This is a genomic window from Thiomicrorhabdus sp. (genome assembly GCF_041583835.1).
Classification (GTDB): Bacteria; Pseudomonadota; Gammaproteobacteria; order Thiomicrospirales; family Thiomicrospiraceae; genus Thiomicrorhabdus.
Window position 1 is genome coordinate 35251 of record NZ_JBFHFC010000015.1, and the last position, 17542, is coordinate 52792.

Genomic DNA, 17542 nt, shown 5'->3' on the forward strand with positions numbered 1-17542 from the left:
GGATTTACATATGAAGAAAAGATATTTTGGTACCGACGGTATCCGTAATCGTGTCGGACAGGGAATGATTCGTCCGGACCAGATCCTTAAGTTGGGTTGGGCTACCGGAAAGGTTCTTAAAGCGCGCGGTGAGTCCAAGGTCATGATTGGTAAGGATACGCGTATCTCGGGTTATATGTTTGAGTCGGCTCTTGAGGCAGGGTTTATTTCGGCCGGCGTCGACGTCATGCTGCTTGGTCCTATGCCGACACCGGCTATCGCTTATCTGACCCAAACGTTTCATGCCGACGCAGGGATTGTAATCAGTGCTTCCCATAACCCGCATTATGATAACGGCATTAAGTTTTTTTCTTCGAAAGGTAAGAAAATTTCCGACGAAGTCGAGCTCGAGATTGAGCAGGCTTTCGAGCAGGAAATGGATGTGGTCCCGTCAGAGTTGTTAGGTAAAGCTAAACGTATCGAGGATGCGGCCGGACGTTATATCGAATTTTGTAAAAGCACTTACGAAGGTGAGCGTAAGCTTGATGGGCTAAATATCGTTTTGGATTGCTCAAACGGTGCGACTTATCATATTGCACCGAGTGTCTTTAAAGAGTTAGGGGCAAAGGTCACGACCATCGGAGACACTCCCGACGGGATTAATATAAACCAAGGTTGTGGCGCTACTCATATGGATGCGTTGTGCGAAGCCGTTGTCGATCAAGGTGCTGATTTAGGAATCGCCTTTGACGGCGACGGCGATCGTGTCATGATGGTCGATCACTTGGGTGAAGTGGTTGATGGGGACGAGATTCTGTTTATTTTGGCGACCGGACGTCCTGCTGTGCAGGGAGTGGTTGGAACGGTAATGAGTAACTTGGGACTTGAAGTGGCTTTGGAGCGAGAAGGCATCGCTTTGAAGCGTGCTTCGGTCGGTGACCGTTATGTTATGGAGCAATTGGTTGAAAGTGGTTGGGCACTGGGTGCAGAGCCTTCGGGGCATGTTTTATGTTTAGATAAAACCACCACTGGTGATGGTATTGTCGCAGCGCTTCAAGTGTTGTCGGTTTTAATTAACGCCGATAAGACGTTGAATGAAATTAAAAAGGGTATGAGTAAGTATCCTAATGTTTTGAAAAATGTCCGCGTTGAAAGTGTGGTCGGTTTACAAACAAATCAATTGATTCAGCAAAAAATTCAGGAAGTGGAAGAAAAATTAGGTGCTGACGGGCGTGTCTTGATACGAGCTTCCGGAACCGAGCCATTGATTCGAGTGATGGTTGAGGGTAAGGGATTTGAGTTGGTTGAAAGCTGCGCAAATCAGCTTGCAGAGGCGGTTGAATCAGAATTTTCATAAAATTGCAATATTGTAATTTGCAAAAGAAACCGCTAATATTGTTGAAATTTTGTGTTGGAGAATAGCAGATGAGAAAGCCATTTGTTGCAGGTAACTGGAAAATGCATGGTTCGAAAGCTTCGATCCTGACTTTGGTGTCGGATTTGAATGCAAAAATTGAAGAAGTTGGCAACGTTGATGTTGCTATCTGTCCGCCTGCTATTTACATAGATTACGTAAATCGTGCTTTAGTGGCAAATAAAATTTCTGTTGGTGCGCAAAATATTGCGGAAGAACCTGTTCAGGGCGCTTTCACTGGTGAGCAGTCTGTTGAGATGATCAAGGATTTAGGCTGTGCTTACGTTATTTTAGGGCACTCCGAGCGTCGCGCTATTTACGGTGAGACAGATGCTCAGGTTGCAAACAAGGTGGCGGTTGCACTAAAAGCCGGCGTTACACCGATTTTGTGTGTGGGCGAAACCTTGGAAGAGCGTGAGTCAGGTGTGATGGAAAACGTGATTGCCGCTCAGTTGGATGCGGTTTTGAACGTAGTTGGAATTGATGCGTTTGCTAAGGTTGTGATCGCTTACGAACCGGTATGGGCTATTGGTACCGGAAGAACGGCGTCACCGCAGCAAGCGCAAGAAGTACACGCTTTTATTCGTAATAAATTGGCCGGTTTGAGTGCCGATATTGCGGAAAAAGTGATCATTCAATACGGTGGAAGTGTGAAACCGGACAATGCAGCAGAGTTATTTGGTCAGCCAGATATCGACGGTGGATTGATTGGTGGCGCATCTCTAAATGCAGATGATTTTATCGCGATTTGTAAGGCGGCAGGCTAATCATGTTTCAAATTATTTTAGGTATTCATATTGTAATTGCGTTGGTGCTGGTTGCATTGGTGTTGTTACAGCAAGGTAAGGGCGCAGACGCTGGAGCGAACTTCGGCGGCGGGAGCTCTTCTACTTCGGTTTTCGGTAGCGGCGGATCGGCGACTTTCTTGTCTCGATTGACGGCTATTATGGCCACTTTGTTCTTTATCACCAGTTTGACGTTGGCTTACCTAGGTGGCCAGCAATCAAAAGGGTATCAAAGTGTTACTAAGCAAGTGGAACAAGCGGCGGAACAAACCACTGCTCCAGATGCGCCGGTAGTGCCAAACTAAAAAACATACAAGCCGATGTGGTGAAATTGGTAGACACGCCATCTTGAGGGGGTGGTGGCGCAAGCTGTGCCGGTTCGAGTCCGGCCATCGGCACCATATTTAACAAGTCCTTACAAAGTTGTAAGGGCCTTTATAAAACGCTAGAAGAGGTCTAAAGCCAATGCTAGAAAGTTATCTTCCTGTCCTGGTCTTTATCATATTAGGAGTGCTCTTTGGAGCCGGCCCTATTTTGCTAGGTTATTTGTTGGGTCCTCAAAAACCAGATTCCGAAAAAAACTCGCCTTATGAGTGTGGTTTTGAAGCGTTTGAAGATGCTCGTATGAAGTTCGACGTACGCTTCTATCTTGTCGCGATTCTTTTCATTATTTTCGATTTAGAAATAGCTTTCCTGTTCCCGTGGGCGATTGTGCTTGACGAAGTCGGAACTTTTGGATTGCTGGCGATGGGCGTATTTTTATCGCTACTTGTAGTCGGGTTCATCTATGAGTGGAAAAAAGGTGCACTAGAATGGGAATAGAAGGTGTTTTGAAGGAAGGGGTTGTAACCACTTCTGCAGATAAATTAATTAACTGGGCACGTACCGGTTCATTGTGGCCAATGACATTCGGTTTGGCTTGTTGCGCCGTCGAGATGATGCATGCAGGTGCTTCTCGATACGATTTAGACCGCTTCGGGATTATTTTCCGTCCAAGTCCGCGTCAGTCTGACGTTATGGTCGTTGCCGGAACGCTGGTCAATAAAATGGCTCCGGCTTTGCGTAAAGTCTATGACCAGATGGCTGAGCCTCGTTGGGTAATCTCAATGGGTTCTTGTGCAAACGGCGGCGGTTATTATCACTATTCTTATTCAGTCGTAAGAGGCTGTGACCGCATCGTTCCCGTCGATGTATATGTACCTGGGTGCCCTCCAACGGCTGAAGCGCTTTTATACGGCATCATCCAGTTGCAGAATAAGATCAAACGCACCAATACGATTGCTAGATAATCACAGTAAGAAGTCAATTATGAAACAGTCTGTATTAGATTTACAAAAGAAAGTTAATGATGTCCTGGGTGATAAGGTTGTCGATTCTAAAGTTGCGTTAAACGAACTAACGATTGAATTGAATCCTGAGACGGCCGTTAGTGCCTTCACGACACTTAGAGACGAGTTGGGGTTTGAGCAGCTTATCGACTTGTGTGGTGTGGATTATCTGGATTACGGTCAGGCCAACTGGGAAACCATGCGTGCCGCAAATACCGGTTTCAGTCGCGGTGTATTCGATTTTGCCGAAGATGAGAACGGTAATGAAGAGTTGGAAATGGAGCGCCGTTTTGCGGTTGTCTATCATTTGCTTTCCGTAGAGCATAATGCGCGTATTCGCGTTAAGGTTTTTCCGCAGTCTACCCAAATGCCTGTCGTTGATTCGGTCATAAAAGTTTGGAACTGTGCAAACTGGTTTGAGCGTGAAGCGTTCGACCTTTTCGGGATTTTGTTTAACGGACATCCCGACTTGAGAAGAATCTTGACCGACTATGGTTTTGTCGGCCACCCACTCAGAAAAGATTTTCCTCTTACTGGACACGTTGAAATGCGTTATGACGCAGAGAAAGGGCGTGTTGTTTATGAACCAGTATCAATTGAAAACCGTGTGAATGTACCTCGCGTAATTCGTGAAGATGCATCGGCAGAAGGTTAAGTAGGAGAATTATTATGCCTGAAATTCGTAACTATACACTTAACTTTGGTCCTCAGCATCCGTCTGCACACGGGGTGTTGCGTTTGGTGCTTGAGTTGGACGGTGAGACCATCGTCAGAGCGGATCCGCACATCGGTCTTTTGCACCGTGGTACAGAAAAATTAGCTGAATATAAGCCTTACAACCAGTCTATCGGTTATATGGATCGTTTGGATTACGTCTCTATGATGGCAAACGAACACGCTTACGTCATGGCGATCGAAAAGATGCTTGGCGTTGAAGTACCTGAGCGTGCTCAGTATATCCGAGTGATGTTTGACGAAATTACCCGTATCCTGAACCACTTGATGTGGCTGGGTGCGCATGCACTGGATATCGGTGCCATGACCGTATTCCTATACGCTTTCCGTGAACGTGAAGACCTTATGGATTGTTATGAAGCGGTTTCCGGTGCGCGTATGCACGCTACTTACTATCGTCCCGGCGGTGTTTACCGTGATTTGCCGGATACGATGGCGAAGTATTCCGAGTCGAAATGGCATTCCGGTAAGAAATTGGACAAATTGAACGAGACGCGTGAAGGTTCGCTGTTGGACTTCATTGAAGCGTTCACTGAACGTTTCCCGGGTTATGTGGACGAATACGAGACGTTATTGACTGACAACCGTATTTGGAAACAGCGTACCGTCGATATCGGTATCGTTTCGCCTGAACGTGCTTTACAGCTAGGGTTTACAGGTCCGATGTTGCGCGGATCCGGTATTGAATGGGATTTACGTAAGAAGCAGCCGTATGAAGTTTACGACCGAATGGACTTTGATATCCCGGTCGGTAAAACAGGCGATACTTACGATCGTTATCTGGTTCGTGTCGCTGAAATGCGTGAATCGAATAAGATCATCAAACAGTGTGTCAAGTGGTTGAAAGAGAACCCTGGCCCTGTTATTTCAGACAACCATAAAGTCACGCCTCCTTCGCGAGAAGACGCAAAATCCAACATGGAAGCGTTGATTCACCACTTTAAATTATTCACCGAAGGGTACACCATCCCAGCAAGTGAAGTTTATTCCGCTGTTGAACACCCAAAAGGTGAATTCGGAATTTACATGGTATCGGACGGAGCCAATAAGCCTTACCGCATGAAAGTCAGAGCGCCTGGATTTGCGCATTTGGCCTCTCTGGAAGAGATGACCAAAGGTCACATGATTGCGGATGTGGTTTCGATTATTGGAACACAGGATATTGTATTTGGAGAAGTTGACCGATGAGTTCAACCGAAAATAACAGCAAAATGATTACAGGGGACGTTAAGGCCCGTATCGATCGTTGGATTTCGCATTATCCGGCGGATCAAAGACAATCTGCGGTCATGCCGGCATTGCGCATTGTGCAGGAAGTAAACGGCGGTCATCTTACAACTGAGTTGATGGATGAAATTGCCGATTATCTTGGCATGCCTCCGATTGCAGTCTATGAAGTAGCAACTTTCTACGGAAACTATGAACATGAGCCGGTCGGTGAGTTCAAGTTCTGTGTCTGTAATAGTATTTCATGCATGTTACGTGGTAAAGACGACATTATTGCCTACCTTGAAAAACGCTTGGGTATCAAGGTCGGTGAAGTCACTCCGGACGGTAAGTTCTCTATCAAAAAAGTAGAGTGCTTGGGCGCTTGTGGTGGCGCTCCAATGATGCAGTTAGGTAAGGAATATCATGAAAACCTGACTGAAGAATATCTAGACAAACTGATTACTGAACTGGAGTAAGCGTTATGATGCCTCAAAATGAATGCTGCTACCGTTTAAATCACTTAGACCGTTCATGGGACATTGATGTCTACATGGCGAACGGTGGCTATGAAATTTGGAAGAAAGTACTGGCCGGCGACTTGGATCCGCAAGAAATCATTGAAGAAGTCAAAACTTCAGGAATTCGCGGACGTGGCGGTGCCGGTTTCCCGACTGGTTTGAAGTGGAGCTTCATGAACCGCATGGCTCCGGGTGACAAGTACATCCTGTGTAACTCCGATGAAGGTGAGCCGGGTACGTTTAAAGACCGTGACATTATGCGTTACAACCCTCATCAATTGATTGAAGGGATGATGATTGCAGGTTACGTAATCGGTGCGACAGCGGGTTATAACTACATTCGCGGCGAGTTCTGGGAGCCTTATAAGCGTTTTGATAATGCGGTTAACCAGGCTCGTGAAGCAGGGCTATTAGGGAAGAACATCCTGGGTTCCGGTTTTGATTTCGATCTTTACACGCATTTGGGTGCGGGTGCTTATATCTGTGGTGAAGAGACCGCTTTGATCGAGTCGATCGAAGGTAAAAAAGGTCAGCCGCGATTCAAGCCGCCTTTCCCTGCAAGTTACGGTTTATACGGTAAGCCGACTACGATTAACAACACCGAAACTTTGGCATCGATTCCAATGATTCTGGCTAAAGGCGGACAGTGGTTTGCCGACCTTGGTGTTGAAAACGCAGGTGGAACCAAATTGTATGCAGTTTCCGGGCACGTAGAAAAGCCGGGTAACTTTGAAGTTCGTATGGGAACCCCATTTAAAGACTTGTTGGAAGCCGCCGGCGGCATCTGGAAAGGACGTCAATTGAAGTGCGTTATTCCGGGTGGTGCATCAACGGCGATCCTACCGGCTGAAAAAGCGATGGCGATGAATATGGATTACGATTCTATCGCCAAAGCCGGTTCGTTCCTGGGCGCCGGATCGGTCATCATCATGGATGATCAGACTGACATCGTTAAGGTGATCGAGAATCTGAGTCATTTTTATTGGGATGAATCCTGCGGTCAGTGTACGCCTTGTCGTGAAGGTACCGGTTGGTTGTACCGCGTTGTTAAGCGAATTCGCGAAGGTAAGGGCCGTCCTGAGGATATCGAAAGCTTGAAAAACGTATCCGGCAAAATCATGGGTAATGTTATCTGTGGTTTAGGGGATGCGGCAACGATTGCTCTGACCAGTGCGCTTGAACACTATGAGCATGAATTCAGACATTATATTGATCACGGTTGTAGTATTTACGACCGTCAATAATCGAATCCTTAGATTACTAAGCTAAGTTTAATTAGGTTAAAGAATTATGGTAAAAGTAGAAATTAACGGACAAGTTGTCGAAGCGCGTGAGGGTGACATGCTGATTGATGTCGCTGATAAAGCGCAGATCTCAATCCCCCGTTTTTGTTACCACAAAAAGCTCTCAATTGCTGCGAACTGCCGTATGTGTTTGGTAGAAGTCGAAGGGGCTTGGAAGCCTCTTCCGGCTTGTGCGACGCCTGTTACGGACGGTATGAAGGTTCATACCAAGTCGGCTAAGGCAATTGCGGCACAAAAATCGGTGATGGAGTTTCTACTGATCAACCATCCGCTGGATTGTCCTATCTGTGACCAGGGTGGTGAGTGTGAATTGCAAGACGTGGCAATGGATTACGGTGACGATGTTTCCCGTTATACCGAAGCCAAACGTATCGTCGGTGACCGCGAAGCCGGTTCATTGATTCAAACGGATATGACTCGTTGTATCCACTGTACCCGTTGTGTGCGTTTCGGTCAGGAAGTGGCCGGTATGATGGAACTGGGTGCAACCGGCCGTAGTGAATGGATGGAAATCGGTACTTATATCGAGAAGTCGATCACTTCGGAAATGTCGGGGAATATGATCGATCTTTGTCCGGTAGGTGCTTTAACCTCAAAACCGTTCCGTTATTCTGCACGTGCATGGGAATTGAAAGCCCATAACGGAATCGCTCCGCATGACAGTATCGGTTCAAACATCATTCTTCACTCTAAAAACGGTGAAATCAAACGTGTCGTTCCTCGTGAAAACGAATCGATCAACGAAGTTTGGCTTTCTGACAGAGACCGTTTCGCTTATGAAGGGATCAATGCCGCGGATCGTTTAACACAGCCGAAGATCAAAAAGAACGGCCAATGGCTGACGGTTGATTGGGAAACTGCACTGCAGTTTGTTGTTGACGGTCTAAAGGCTAAATTGTCCGATGCTTCTAAGGTTGGTGTTTTGGCCTCTGCGAGCGCGACTGTTGAAGAGTTGCATTTATTGCAGAAACTGGCACGCGGATTAGGGGTTGAAAACATAGATCACCGTTTACGTCAGTCTGATTTCAGCTTGGATGCTAACGGCTTCCATACGCCAGCTTTAGTACCTGCGATTGAAGCGGTTGATGATTTACAGGCGGTATTGCTTGTCGGTACTTATTTACGTAAAGAATTACCAATTCTTAACCATCGTATTCGTAAAGCGGTTTTAGCGGGTGCGAAAGCGCACGTTGTTAATCCGCTTGAATTGGATTTCAACTATCCGTTATCCGGTAAGATCATCGCGGATCAAGATAATTTGGTGGCGCAGTTAGCCGGTATCGCAAAAGCGGCTGTTGAAATGGCGGATCAAAACGATCAGACATGGTTGGCTTCTGTAGAAGTAACTAATGAACATCGTCAAATTGCAGAATCGCTGAAAGCGGCTGAAAATGCTGCGATCATGCTAGGGCAGATCAGTCAGAACCACTCAAGTTATGCGAAATTGCAGAAATTGGCGGCATTGATTGCTGATGCGACCGGTGCAAGTTTGAATATTCTGCCTATTGCGGCTAACGAAGTCGGTGCACACCTTGTAAACGTACTCCCTCAAAACGGTAAGAACGTTTCGGATATGTTGAAAGGCAATATGAACTGCTTCATCAACTTCGGTGTCGAGCCGGAATTGGATTGCATTGAATCAGAAATCGCTTTGAAAGCAATGCAGCAAGCCGGTTTCGTGGTCAATATGACTGCTTTCGATAGCGAAGCACAGCGTGAATACGCCGATGTATTGCTACCATTGGCGACGTTTGCCGAAACGGCGGGTACGTATGTGAACGCCAACGGTTTGAAACAATCGTTCAAGATGGCGGTCGAGCCAAAAGGTGATTCAAAAGCCGGTTGGAAAGTGTTACGTGTTTTAGGTAACTTGTTCGATCTTGAAGGTTTCGAGCAGACGCATTCGAACCAAGTTTTGACAGAAGTAATGGATAACCAAGCATCGAATATCGATTTCGGTAAGGTTGAAATGACTCTGGATAATGCAACTGAAACTTTCAGCGTGCTTTCGCCGTATGTGATCGACAGTATTGTCAGACGTTCACCGTCTTTACAGGCGACTCCTGATGCCAACGCTCAACTAACGAAAAGAGGATAATCTAGATGTTTGATGCGATCCAAGCCTTTTTATCTACCTTCTTATTCGATTGGTTGGCTGTTGTTATTACTTTAGTCATTCAAGCGCTGTTCGTGATTCTTCCAATCATGATTGTGGTCATGTTGTTGACTTACGCTGAACGTAAGGTAATCGGGTACATGCAGGTACGTATGGGACCTAACCGTGTCGGTCCGGGCGGTTGGTTACAGCCGATTGCCGATGCGATCAAATTGATGACCAAAGAGGTAATCTTCCCTCAACAATCCAATAAATTCTTGTTTATTGTGGCACCGGTATTGTCTATCGCACCTGCGGTTGCGGTATGGGCGGTTGTACCGTTTTCTCCGGAAGTCGTCGTTTCCGATATCAACGCCGGTATTCTTTATATCCTGGCGGTTTCATCGATTTTGGTATACGGAACGATCATTGCCGGTTGGGCTTCCAACTCAAAGTATGCTTTCTTGGGTGCTCTACGTGGATCGGCGCAGAAAATCTCTTACGAAATCGCTATGGGCTTCGCTCTGGTAACCGTATTGATGATTGCCGGCAGCATGAACCTGTCTGAAATCGTAAAAGGCCAGCAGGGCGGTATTCTGCACTGGTATCTATTACCGTTGTTGCCTATGTTCGTCGTTTATTTTCTGTCAGGTTTGGCGGAAACCAACCGTACGCCTTTCGATATCGTCGAAGGGGAAGCTGAAATCGTTGCCGGTTTCCACGTTGAATATTCCGGTATGACATTCGGTGTTTTCATGTTGGCTGAATACGCGATGATGATCCTGATCTCGTTCATGACCGCCATCATGTTCTTGGGTGGATGGTTGTCTCCGTTTGAAGGTATTCCTGGATTGGAAACGCTATTTGCATGGGTACCGGCATTTGGTTGGTTAGCCTTTAAGGTTAGTTTCTTATTGTTTGTATTCCTATGGCTTCGTGCCACTTTCCCAAGATACCGTTATGACCAGTTGATGCGTCTAGGTTGGAAAGTGTTAATTCCTGTGACAATCGTTTGGGTATTCGTTGTTGGTGCAATGCAATACTTCAAGTTCGGTCCTTGGTTTAATTAATTAGAGGTAAAAATGGTTAAATTCATCAAACATCAAGTTAAGACCTTTGGATTGACTGAACTATTCAAAGGGCTTGCGTTAACCGGAAAATACCTTTTTAAAAAGAAAATTACGGTTCGTTATCCGGAAGAGAAGACTCCGCTTTCTCCTCGTTTTAGAGGACATCACGCGTTGCGTCGTTATGAAAACGGTGAAGAGCGTTGTATCGCTTGTAAATTGTGTGAAGCGGTTTGTCCTGCAAACGCAATCACGATCGAGTCCGAAGAGCGCGATGATGGTTCGCGTAGAACGACTCGTTACGATATTGATATGTTCAAGTGCATCTACTGCGGTTTCTGTGAAGAAGCTTGTCCGGTTGATGCCGTTGTTGAAACTCGTATCTTTGAATATGAATTCCAAGAGCGCGGTCCGCACATTATGACCAAAGACAAGTTATTGGAATTTGGTGATAAACACGAACAACAAATTGCTGCGGATCGTGCGGCAGACGCTAAATATCGTTAATTAAAGAGAATTCAACATGACATTTGAGCAATTTATTTTTTATGTACTTGCTGCAATGGCCGTCGTCTCTGGTTTGATGGTGATTACGGTTAAAAACCCTGTTAAGGCCGCTTTATGGTTGGTATTAGCGTTTATTTCAACGGCTGGCGTTTGGATTATGGCGCAAGCTGAATTCCTCGGCTTGGTATTGATTCTGGTCTATGTCGGAGCGGTTATGGTGCTGTTCCTGTTCGTGGTCATGATGTTGGACATCAACCTGGCGAAACTGAAAGAAGGCTTTACCCGTTACTTGTCATTGGGTGCGATTGCTGCAGTCGCGACTTTCGGTATGATGTATATGGTTCTAGGGCCTGCACATTTCGGTTTGGAAGTAACCGGTGCGCCGGTCGTTCACGATGCGGACTTTAATAACACCGCCGCCATCGCCGTACCTCTTTATACAACACATGCGTACGCCTTTGTTTTGGCTGCAGTTCTTCTGTTGGTCGGTATTGTCGCGGCTATCGCTTTAACGCTACGTCGTCGTGCGCCTAAAGAAGTGCTTTATCAGAACATTGATAAGCAGGTTAAAACACAGGCGTCCGACCGTCTGAGAATGGTGAAAATGGATGCGGTAGTCGAAAAAGAGCTACCGGCAAAAGAGGAGGAGAGCAAGTGATCGCTTTATCGGATTACCTTATTTTTAGCGCCATTCTTTTTACGATCAGTATGGCGGGGATTTTCCTGAATCGTAAGAACATCATTATTTTGTTGATGTCTATCGAATTGCTTTTGTTAGCCGTTAATACGAATCTTGTTGCGTTTTCATACTATTTGAATGATGTTACGGGCCAGATTTTTGTTTTCTTCATTCTTACGGTTGCTGCTGCGGAAGCGGCGATTGGTTTGGCTCTTATTGTACTAGTGTTCCGTAATCGCAAGAGCATCAATGTTGATGATCTTGGATCGCTGAAGGGGTAGTTGTTGATGTTACACTTTATTCTTACCGTTATTTTATTGTCGCCGTTATTCGGCTCAATGATTGCCGGTTTATTCGGTCGACAGGTTGGGCGCAAAGGTGCGCATACTGCAACGATTATCGGTGTGGCGATTTCAACTGTATTGTCTTTCTATGTCTTCATGCTATTTGTATTGCAAGGCAACGATCCATACAACGCCAGCCTTTACACGTGGATGGTAACGGACGGTATCCGTTTTGAAATCGGTTATATGATCGACGAGCTGTCCGCCACGATGATGTTGGTGGTAACCTTCGTATCCTTGATGGTACATATCTATACCATCGGTTATATGGATCATGATGAAGATTACGACCACCATAATCCTTACTATCAGCGTTTCTTCAGTTACATCTCGTTGTTTACGTTCTCAATGCTTTCATTGGTTATGGCAAACAACTTCCTACAGCTGTTCTTCGGTTGGGAAGCGGTAGGTTTGGTTTCTTACCTATTGATCGGTTTCTACATGAAGCGCGAGTCGGCGATTCAGGCAAACTTGAAAGCCTTCTTGGTTAACCGTGTGGGTGACTTCGGTTTCATCCTGGGTATTGCGATGGTATTCGTTTACTTCAATACCATGGACTATCAAGAATTCTTCGCTCAGCTGACCTCTCAGCGTGATGTGATGATTGAGATCGTACCGGGCGTTGAATGGTCGATGATTACATTGATGTTAATTCTATTGTTCATCGGTGCCATGGGTAAATCGGCTCAGATGCCGTTGCACGTTTGGCTTCCTGAATCGATGGAAGGTCCGACGCCTATTTCCGCTTTGATCCACGCTGCAACCATGGTTACCGCGGGTATCTTCATGGTGGCGCGTCTGTCTCCTGCATTTGAATTGTCGGAAGCGGCATTGAGTTTCGTCTTGGTTGTCGGTGCTTTGACGGCATTCATGATGGGGTTGCTAGGTTTAATCCAGAACGATATCAAACGCGTAGTTGCTTACTCGACGCTTTCCCAGTTGGGTTATATGACTGCGGCATTGGGTGCTTCGGCTTATGCGGCAGGTATGTTCCACGTATTGACGCACGCGTTCTTCAAGGCTTTATTGTTCTTGGCGGCCGGTTCGGTCATTATCGCGATGCATCATAAACAAGACATCCGTGATATGGGTGGCTTAAGAAAGTATATGCCTATTACATATATGGCGATGTTGATCGGTTCTTTGGCTTTGATCGGATTCCCAGGATTCTCAGGTTTCTTCTCTAAAGACAGCATTTTGTTGGCTTTAGGTGAAAGTGATCGTTTCGGCGCTACTTTCGCTTATGTGTTGCTGATGGCAGGTGTATTCGTGACCGCTTTCTATAGCTTCCGTATGTTCTTTATCGTTTTCCACGGTGAAGAGAGCGAGTACGTGCGTACTCACGAAATGAAAGAATCGCCTTGGGTCGTTACATTGCCGTTGATTCTATTGTCTATTCCGGCTGTGTTGATGGGGCTACCTATGATCGAGCCGATGTTGAACGGAACGTATTTCAACGAGTCGATTTTCGTTACGGCTCAGAACGACACCATGATGGCGGTTTACAACAATTATTATCACGGCGTGTTGGATATGATCGTGCATTCATTCATGACATTGCCGGTTGCTTTGGCTCTGTCCGGTGTGTTGTTGGCGTGGATCCTATACATCAAGCGTCCTGATATCCCAGGTAAGTTGAAGTCAATGTGTCCTCGCGGTTACTACATGTTGGATAACGCCTATGGGTTCGACCGTTTGAATGAAATCGTTTTCGTCAACGGAACTCGTAAGTTGGGTCAATTCTTCACCAAGTCGGTAGATATCAAGTTGATCGATACCGGTGTGATCATGAATACCTGTTATGCAATCTTGAATTCTGCAAACAGTTTACGCGAAGCACAGACAGGGTATTTATACCACTATGCGTTTGTGATGATTTTCGGCCTACTAGCGATGCTGGTTTGGGTACTTTGGTAATTTAGAAGAATAATAAGAGAAGGGAATAGACTACATGTTATCAAGCTATCCTATATTAAGTACTCTAATTTGGCTGCCGATTATCGGTGGCTTGTTAGTTCTTTTTGCAGGCCGTAATAATGCTTCTGCCGCCAAATGGCTTTCTTTGGCGACCGTAATGTTGACCTTCGTTTTATCGTTACCGCTTTGGTTCGGTTTCGATACAACGACGGCTTCCATGCAATTTGTCGAAAAAGTTGAATGGATTCCATCGTTCAATATTTACTATCACTTAGGTGTGGACGGTTTATCCATGCCATTGGTATTGTTGACCACTTTTACTCAAGTATTGGTTGTGGCCTCTGCGTGGGACGTTATTAAAGAACGTGTCGAACAATACATGGGTGCCTTCCTGATCATGGGCGGGATGATGACCGGTGTATTCGTTGCTCTGGATTCGATTCTGTTCTATGTGTTCTGGGAAGCGTTGTTGATTCCGATGTTTATCGTTATCGGTAAATGGGGTGGACCTCGCCGTGTTTACGCGACCTTGAAGTTCTTCCTGTATACGTTCTTCGGTTCGGTATTCATGTTGGTTAGCTTCCTGTATATGTTCTATCAGTCAGGCAGCTTCTCAATCCTTGATATGCACACAATGCACTTGGGAATGACGGCTCAGACCTTGATTTTCTTGGCGTTCCTGATTGCCTTCGCGGTTAAGATTCCGATGTTCCCGGTACACACTTGGTTGCCGGATGCGCACGTTGAAGCACCAACTGCCGGTTCTGTCGTACTGGCGGCGATCATGCTTAAGATGGGTGGTTACGGTTTCGTCCGTTTCAGCTTGCCGATCACGCCTGACGCGTCAATGGCACTTGATTGGTTAGTCATTGGTTTGTCTTTGATCGCGATCGTCTATATCGGTGTAATCGCATTGGTTCAGAACGATATGAAGAAGCTGGTTGCTTATTCTTCGATCTCTCACATGGGCTTCGTGACGTTGGGTATGTTCGTGTTGTACGACATCCTTCAGAATACCGGTACGCTTCAAGGTGCTCAATTGGGTATGGAAGGGGCCATGGTTCAGATGGTTTCTCACGGTTTCATCTCGGGTGCGATGTTCTTGGCGATCGGTGTACTTTACGACCGTATGCACACGCGTGAAATTTCAGCCTATAGTGGTGTTGTGAACAAGATGCCTTGGTTTGTCATGTTCGCCGTATTGTTTGCGATGGCGAACGTCGGTCTTCCAGGTACTTCCGGCTTCGTGGGTGAGTTTATGGTTATTCTTAGCTCGTTCAAAGCGAACCTATGGTACGGAACGATTGCTGCGTTGACTTTGATTATCGGTGCCGCTTATACGCTATGGATGGTTAAGCGTGTATTCTTCGGTCCGATTACCAATGAGAACGTTGAAAACTTACAAGACCTTAACAAGCGCGAGTTTGCCATTATGGCAACCTTGGCCGTTGCGGTTGTTGCTCTGGGTGTTTACCCAGGACCATTGATGGAAGTGATGCATACTTCCGTTGAAAACTTGCTTATTCAAGCAACAACTTCAAAACTTTAATTGGATATAGGTGAATTAACAGTATGAATTTTGTAATACCTGCTTTTGCACCCGCAATACCAGAAATGGTTCTTTTGGCGATGGCTTCATTTATTTTGGTCGCCGATACTTTCTGGTCTAAGCGTTATCAATTTGCGACTTACTATGCAGTACAGGCTACCTTGTTGGTGGTTGCGTATTTTATTATGACAAGCTTCGCTACCAGTCAAGTTATTACGTTTGACGGTAGTTTTGTACGCGATAGTTTTGCCGATATCCTTAAACTTTTCATTATCCTGGTTTCTTTGGGTATCTTCCTGTTCTCTAAAGAATACTTGCTGCAGCAGAAATTCTTCAGCGGCGAATACTTTGTATTAGGATTGTTCGGTGTTCTAGGTATGTTCGTTATGGTTTCGGCTCATAACTTCATTACGTTGTACCTAGGTTTGGAAATCATGTCGCTTTCCATGTACGCCATGATCGCTCTAAGACGCGATTCGTCCGATGCGATCGAGTCGGCGATGAAATATTTCGTTTTGGGTGCTTTGGCAACCGGTATTCTGTTGTACGGTTTCTCAATGATTTACGGCGCAACCGGTTCAATCACTCTGCCTGAAATCGCTAAGATCATCGATTCAGGTAAAGCGGATTCAGTCGTACTTTCATTCGGTGTGGTCTTCATCGTTATCGGTTTGGCGTTCAAACTGGGTGCGGTACCTTTCCATATGTGGATGCCGGACGTTTACCATGGTGCGCCGACTGCCGTTACCCTTTATTTAGGTACGGCTCCTAAGATCGCCGGTTTCGCGATCCTTTACCGTTTGTTGGCGGAAGGGATGCCTGGCTTGGTTGGCGATTGGCAAACACTGATCATCATCCTGTCGATTCTTTCGATGATTGTCAGTGCATTTGTAGCGATCGTTCAGGAAAACCTAAAGCGTATGTTGGCTTACTCCGGTATCGGTCACGTCGGTTTCCTATTATTGGGTATCCTTGCCGCTAATCCGGACGGTTACGCCAGTGCCATGTTCTATAGTATTGTTTATGCAATTACGGGTGTGGCCGGTTTCGGTATGATCATTGCCTTGTCGCGTACCGGTAATGAATTCGACAAGATTGCCGACTTTAAAGGCTTGAATGCGCGTAACCCTTGGTTGGCGTTCATGATGTTGATCGTCATGTTCTCTATGGCGGGTATTCCTCCGTTCATTGGCTTCTTCGCTAAAGTGGTTGTTATTGAAGAAGTGGTTAAGGCCGGATTTACCTGGATCGCGATCATTGCCGTGATTACGGCCGTTATCAGTGCGTTCTACTATCTACGTGTGGTCAAAGCCATGTACTTTGATAAAACCGAAGATGAAACGCCATTGGCACCGGTTAGCTCACAATTGAACTGGGCGGTAAGTCTGGTTTCAATCGCGCTGCTAGTGCTAGGTTTGATGCCTTCATCGTTGATTGAATTGAGTTACCAAAGCATTGGTATTCAATAATCAATATATGCAATAATTAAAAGCCCGTCCTAACGGGCTTTTTTTATACAAAGAGAGATTCTTATGAGTTTAGATCAGGCTGTTTGGTTACTATTAATTACCGCTATCGTTTTAGCGAATGTTCCATGGATTCTTTCTAACCGGATTTTCGTGTTTATCAAAGTCCCTAACAAGTCTTTCATGATCAATTTATTGGAATGGCTGCTGTATTTCATTCTGACGGGAATCTTGGCTTACCTGCTTGAAAATAAGAGCATGGGGCATGTTCAGGCACAAGGTTGGGAGTTCTATACGGTCACGTTCTTTATGTTCGTAATTTTCGCTTTTCCAGGCTTTATTTACCGCTATAACCTTAAGAATTTTCTTAATTCCAAAAAAGTTTAAGTTTATACGGAATAGGGGTTGTAATAATTCTGTAAGCCCCTATAATACGCCACATCGAAACGGAAACGTTACGAACTACAAATTGACGCGGGGTGGAGCAGCTTGGTAGCTCGTCGGGCTCATAACCCGAAGGTCGTTGGTTCAAATCCAGCCCCCGCTACCAAATTCAAATACAATTTAAGTATTGAAATCAATGGGTTAAGTGTTGCAGCACTAGCCCATTTTTTTTGTCTGTAATTCAAGTTGCACCGATTTTGCA

Annotated in this window: 18 protein-coding genes and 2 tRNA genes; all 20 read left to right on the forward strand. The window is 45.7% G+C overall.

The genetic code is table 11. The annotated features are described in order from the left end of the window. The first annotated feature begins 10 nt into the window (after nt 1-10). The 20 genes from glmM (at nt 11) to ABY044_RS08590 (ending at nt 17446) form a co-directional block, all read left to right on the forward strand. On the forward strand, nt 11-1336 hold the full coding sequence (gene glmM, locus ABY044_RS08495) for a phosphoglucosamine mutase (protein WP_373019876.1): 1326 nt from the start codon (nt 11-13) through the stop codon (nt 1334-1336). A gap of 68 nt (nt 1337-1404) precedes the next feature. Beyond that, nucleotides 1405-2160: a triose-phosphate isomerase gene (gene tpiA, locus ABY044_RS08500; RefSeq protein ID WP_373019878.1), complete on the forward strand. Its 756-nt coding sequence runs from the start codon at nt 1405-1407 to the stop codon at nt 2158-2160. A gap of 2 nt (nt 2161-2162) precedes the next feature. After that, nucleotides 2163-2483 carry a preprotein translocase subunit SecG gene (gene secG, locus ABY044_RS08505; protein ID WP_373019880.1) on the forward strand — a complete coding sequence of 107 codons (321 nt, stop codon included), beginning with the start codon at nt 2163-2165 and terminating at the stop codon, nt 2481-2483. Between the two features lie 11 nt (nt 2484-2494). Further along, nucleotides 2495-2579, forward strand: a tRNA-Leu gene (locus ABY044_RS08510). Nucleotides 2580-2643: 64 nt separating this feature from the next. Further along, a complete protein-coding gene (locus ABY044_RS08515; RefSeq protein ID WP_373019882.1) occupies nt 2644-3000 on the forward strand; it encodes an NADH-quinone oxidoreductase subunit A in 357 nt (118 codons plus the stop codon). Beyond that, the gene (locus ABY044_RS08520) at nt 2991-3467 is read left to right on the forward strand and encodes an NADH-quinone oxidoreductase subunit B family protein (protein ID WP_178861732.1); all 477 of its coding nucleotides are present in this window, start codon (nt 2991-2993) and stop codon (nt 3465-3467) included. The genes ABY044_RS08515 and ABY044_RS08520 overlap by 10 nt, the downstream gene beginning before the upstream one ends. 19 nt (nt 3468-3486) lie before the next feature. After that, the gene (locus ABY044_RS08525; RefSeq protein ID WP_373019884.1) at nt 3487-4161 is read left to right on the forward strand and encodes an NADH-quinone oxidoreductase subunit C; all 675 of its coding nucleotides are present in this window, start codon (nt 3487-3489) and stop codon (nt 4159-4161) included. A 14-nt stretch (nt 4162-4175) separates the two neighbouring features. Beyond that, complete coding sequence (locus tag ABY044_RS08530) at nt 4176-5429, forward strand: NADH-quinone oxidoreductase subunit D (RefSeq protein WP_373019886.1); 1254 nt, start codon at nt 4176-4178, stop codon at nt 5427-5429. Next, on the forward strand, nt 5426-5926 hold the full coding sequence (gene nuoE, locus ABY044_RS08535) for an NADH-quinone oxidoreductase subunit NuoE (protein ID WP_373019887.1): 501 nt from the start codon (nt 5426-5428) through the stop codon (nt 5924-5926). Before ABY044_RS08530 ends, nuoE begins: the two co-directional genes overlap by 4 nt. A 5-nt stretch (nt 5927-5931) precedes the next feature. Beyond that, nucleotides 5932-7212: an NADH-quinone oxidoreductase subunit NuoF gene (gene nuoF / locus ABY044_RS08540; RefSeq protein ID WP_373019888.1), complete on the forward strand. Its 1281-nt coding sequence runs from the start codon at nt 5932-5934 to the stop codon at nt 7210-7212. Between the two features lie 46 nt (nt 7213-7258). Continuing rightward, nucleotides 7259-9370 carry an NADH-quinone oxidoreductase subunit NuoG gene (nuoG, locus tag ABY044_RS08545; RefSeq protein ID WP_373019890.1) on the forward strand — a complete coding sequence of 704 codons (2112 nt, stop codon included), beginning with the start codon at nt 7259-7261 and terminating at the stop codon, nt 9368-9370. 5 nt (nt 9371-9375) lie between these two features. Then, nucleotides 9376-10437, forward strand: coding sequence for an NADH-quinone oxidoreductase subunit NuoH (nuoH, locus tag ABY044_RS08550; RefSeq protein ID WP_373019892.1), 1062 nt, complete (start codon nt 9376-9378; stop codon nt 10435-10437). Between the two features lie 12 nt (nt 10438-10449). Beyond that, complete coding sequence (nuoI, locus tag ABY044_RS08555; protein WP_373019894.1) at nt 10450-10941, forward strand: NADH-quinone oxidoreductase subunit NuoI; 492 nt, start codon at nt 10450-10452, stop codon at nt 10939-10941. Between the two features lie 16 nt (nt 10942-10957). Beyond that, nucleotides 10958-11599: an NADH-quinone oxidoreductase subunit J gene (locus ABY044_RS08560; protein ID WP_373019895.1), complete on the forward strand. Its 642-nt coding sequence runs from the start codon at nt 10958-10960 to the stop codon at nt 11597-11599. Then, the gene (gene nuoK / locus ABY044_RS08565) at nt 11596-11901 is read left to right on the forward strand and encodes an NADH-quinone oxidoreductase subunit NuoK (protein ID WP_373019896.1); all 306 of its coding nucleotides are present in this window, start codon (nt 11596-11598) and stop codon (nt 11899-11901) included. The genes ABY044_RS08560 and nuoK overlap by 4 nt, the downstream gene beginning before the upstream one ends. 6 nt (nt 11902-11907) lie before the next feature. Next, nucleotides 11908-13881 (forward strand): NADH-quinone oxidoreductase subunit L, encoded by a 1974-nt coding sequence (gene nuoL, locus ABY044_RS08570; RefSeq protein WP_373019898.1) that lies wholly within the window; start codon nt 11908-11910, stop codon nt 13879-13881. Nucleotides 13882-13915: 34 nt separating this feature from the next. Further along, nucleotides 13916-15430: an NADH-quinone oxidoreductase subunit M gene (locus tag ABY044_RS08575; protein WP_373019900.1), complete on the forward strand. Its 1515-nt coding sequence runs from the start codon at nt 13916-13918 to the stop codon at nt 15428-15430. A 23-nt stretch (nt 15431-15453) separates the two neighbouring features. Continuing rightward, complete coding sequence (gene nuoN / locus ABY044_RS08580; protein ID WP_373019902.1) at nt 15454-16899, forward strand: NADH-quinone oxidoreductase subunit NuoN; 1446 nt, start codon at nt 15454-15456, stop codon at nt 16897-16899. A 63-nt stretch (nt 16900-16962) separates the two neighbouring features. Beyond that, a complete protein-coding gene (locus ABY044_RS08585; protein ID WP_373019904.1) occupies nt 16963-17283 on the forward strand; it encodes a DUF2818 family protein in 321 nt (106 codons plus the stop codon). An 86-nt stretch (nt 17284-17369) separates the two neighbouring features. Next, a tRNA-Met gene (locus ABY044_RS08590) sits at nt 17370-17446 on the forward strand. Nucleotides 17447-17542: the final 96 nt, after the last annotated feature.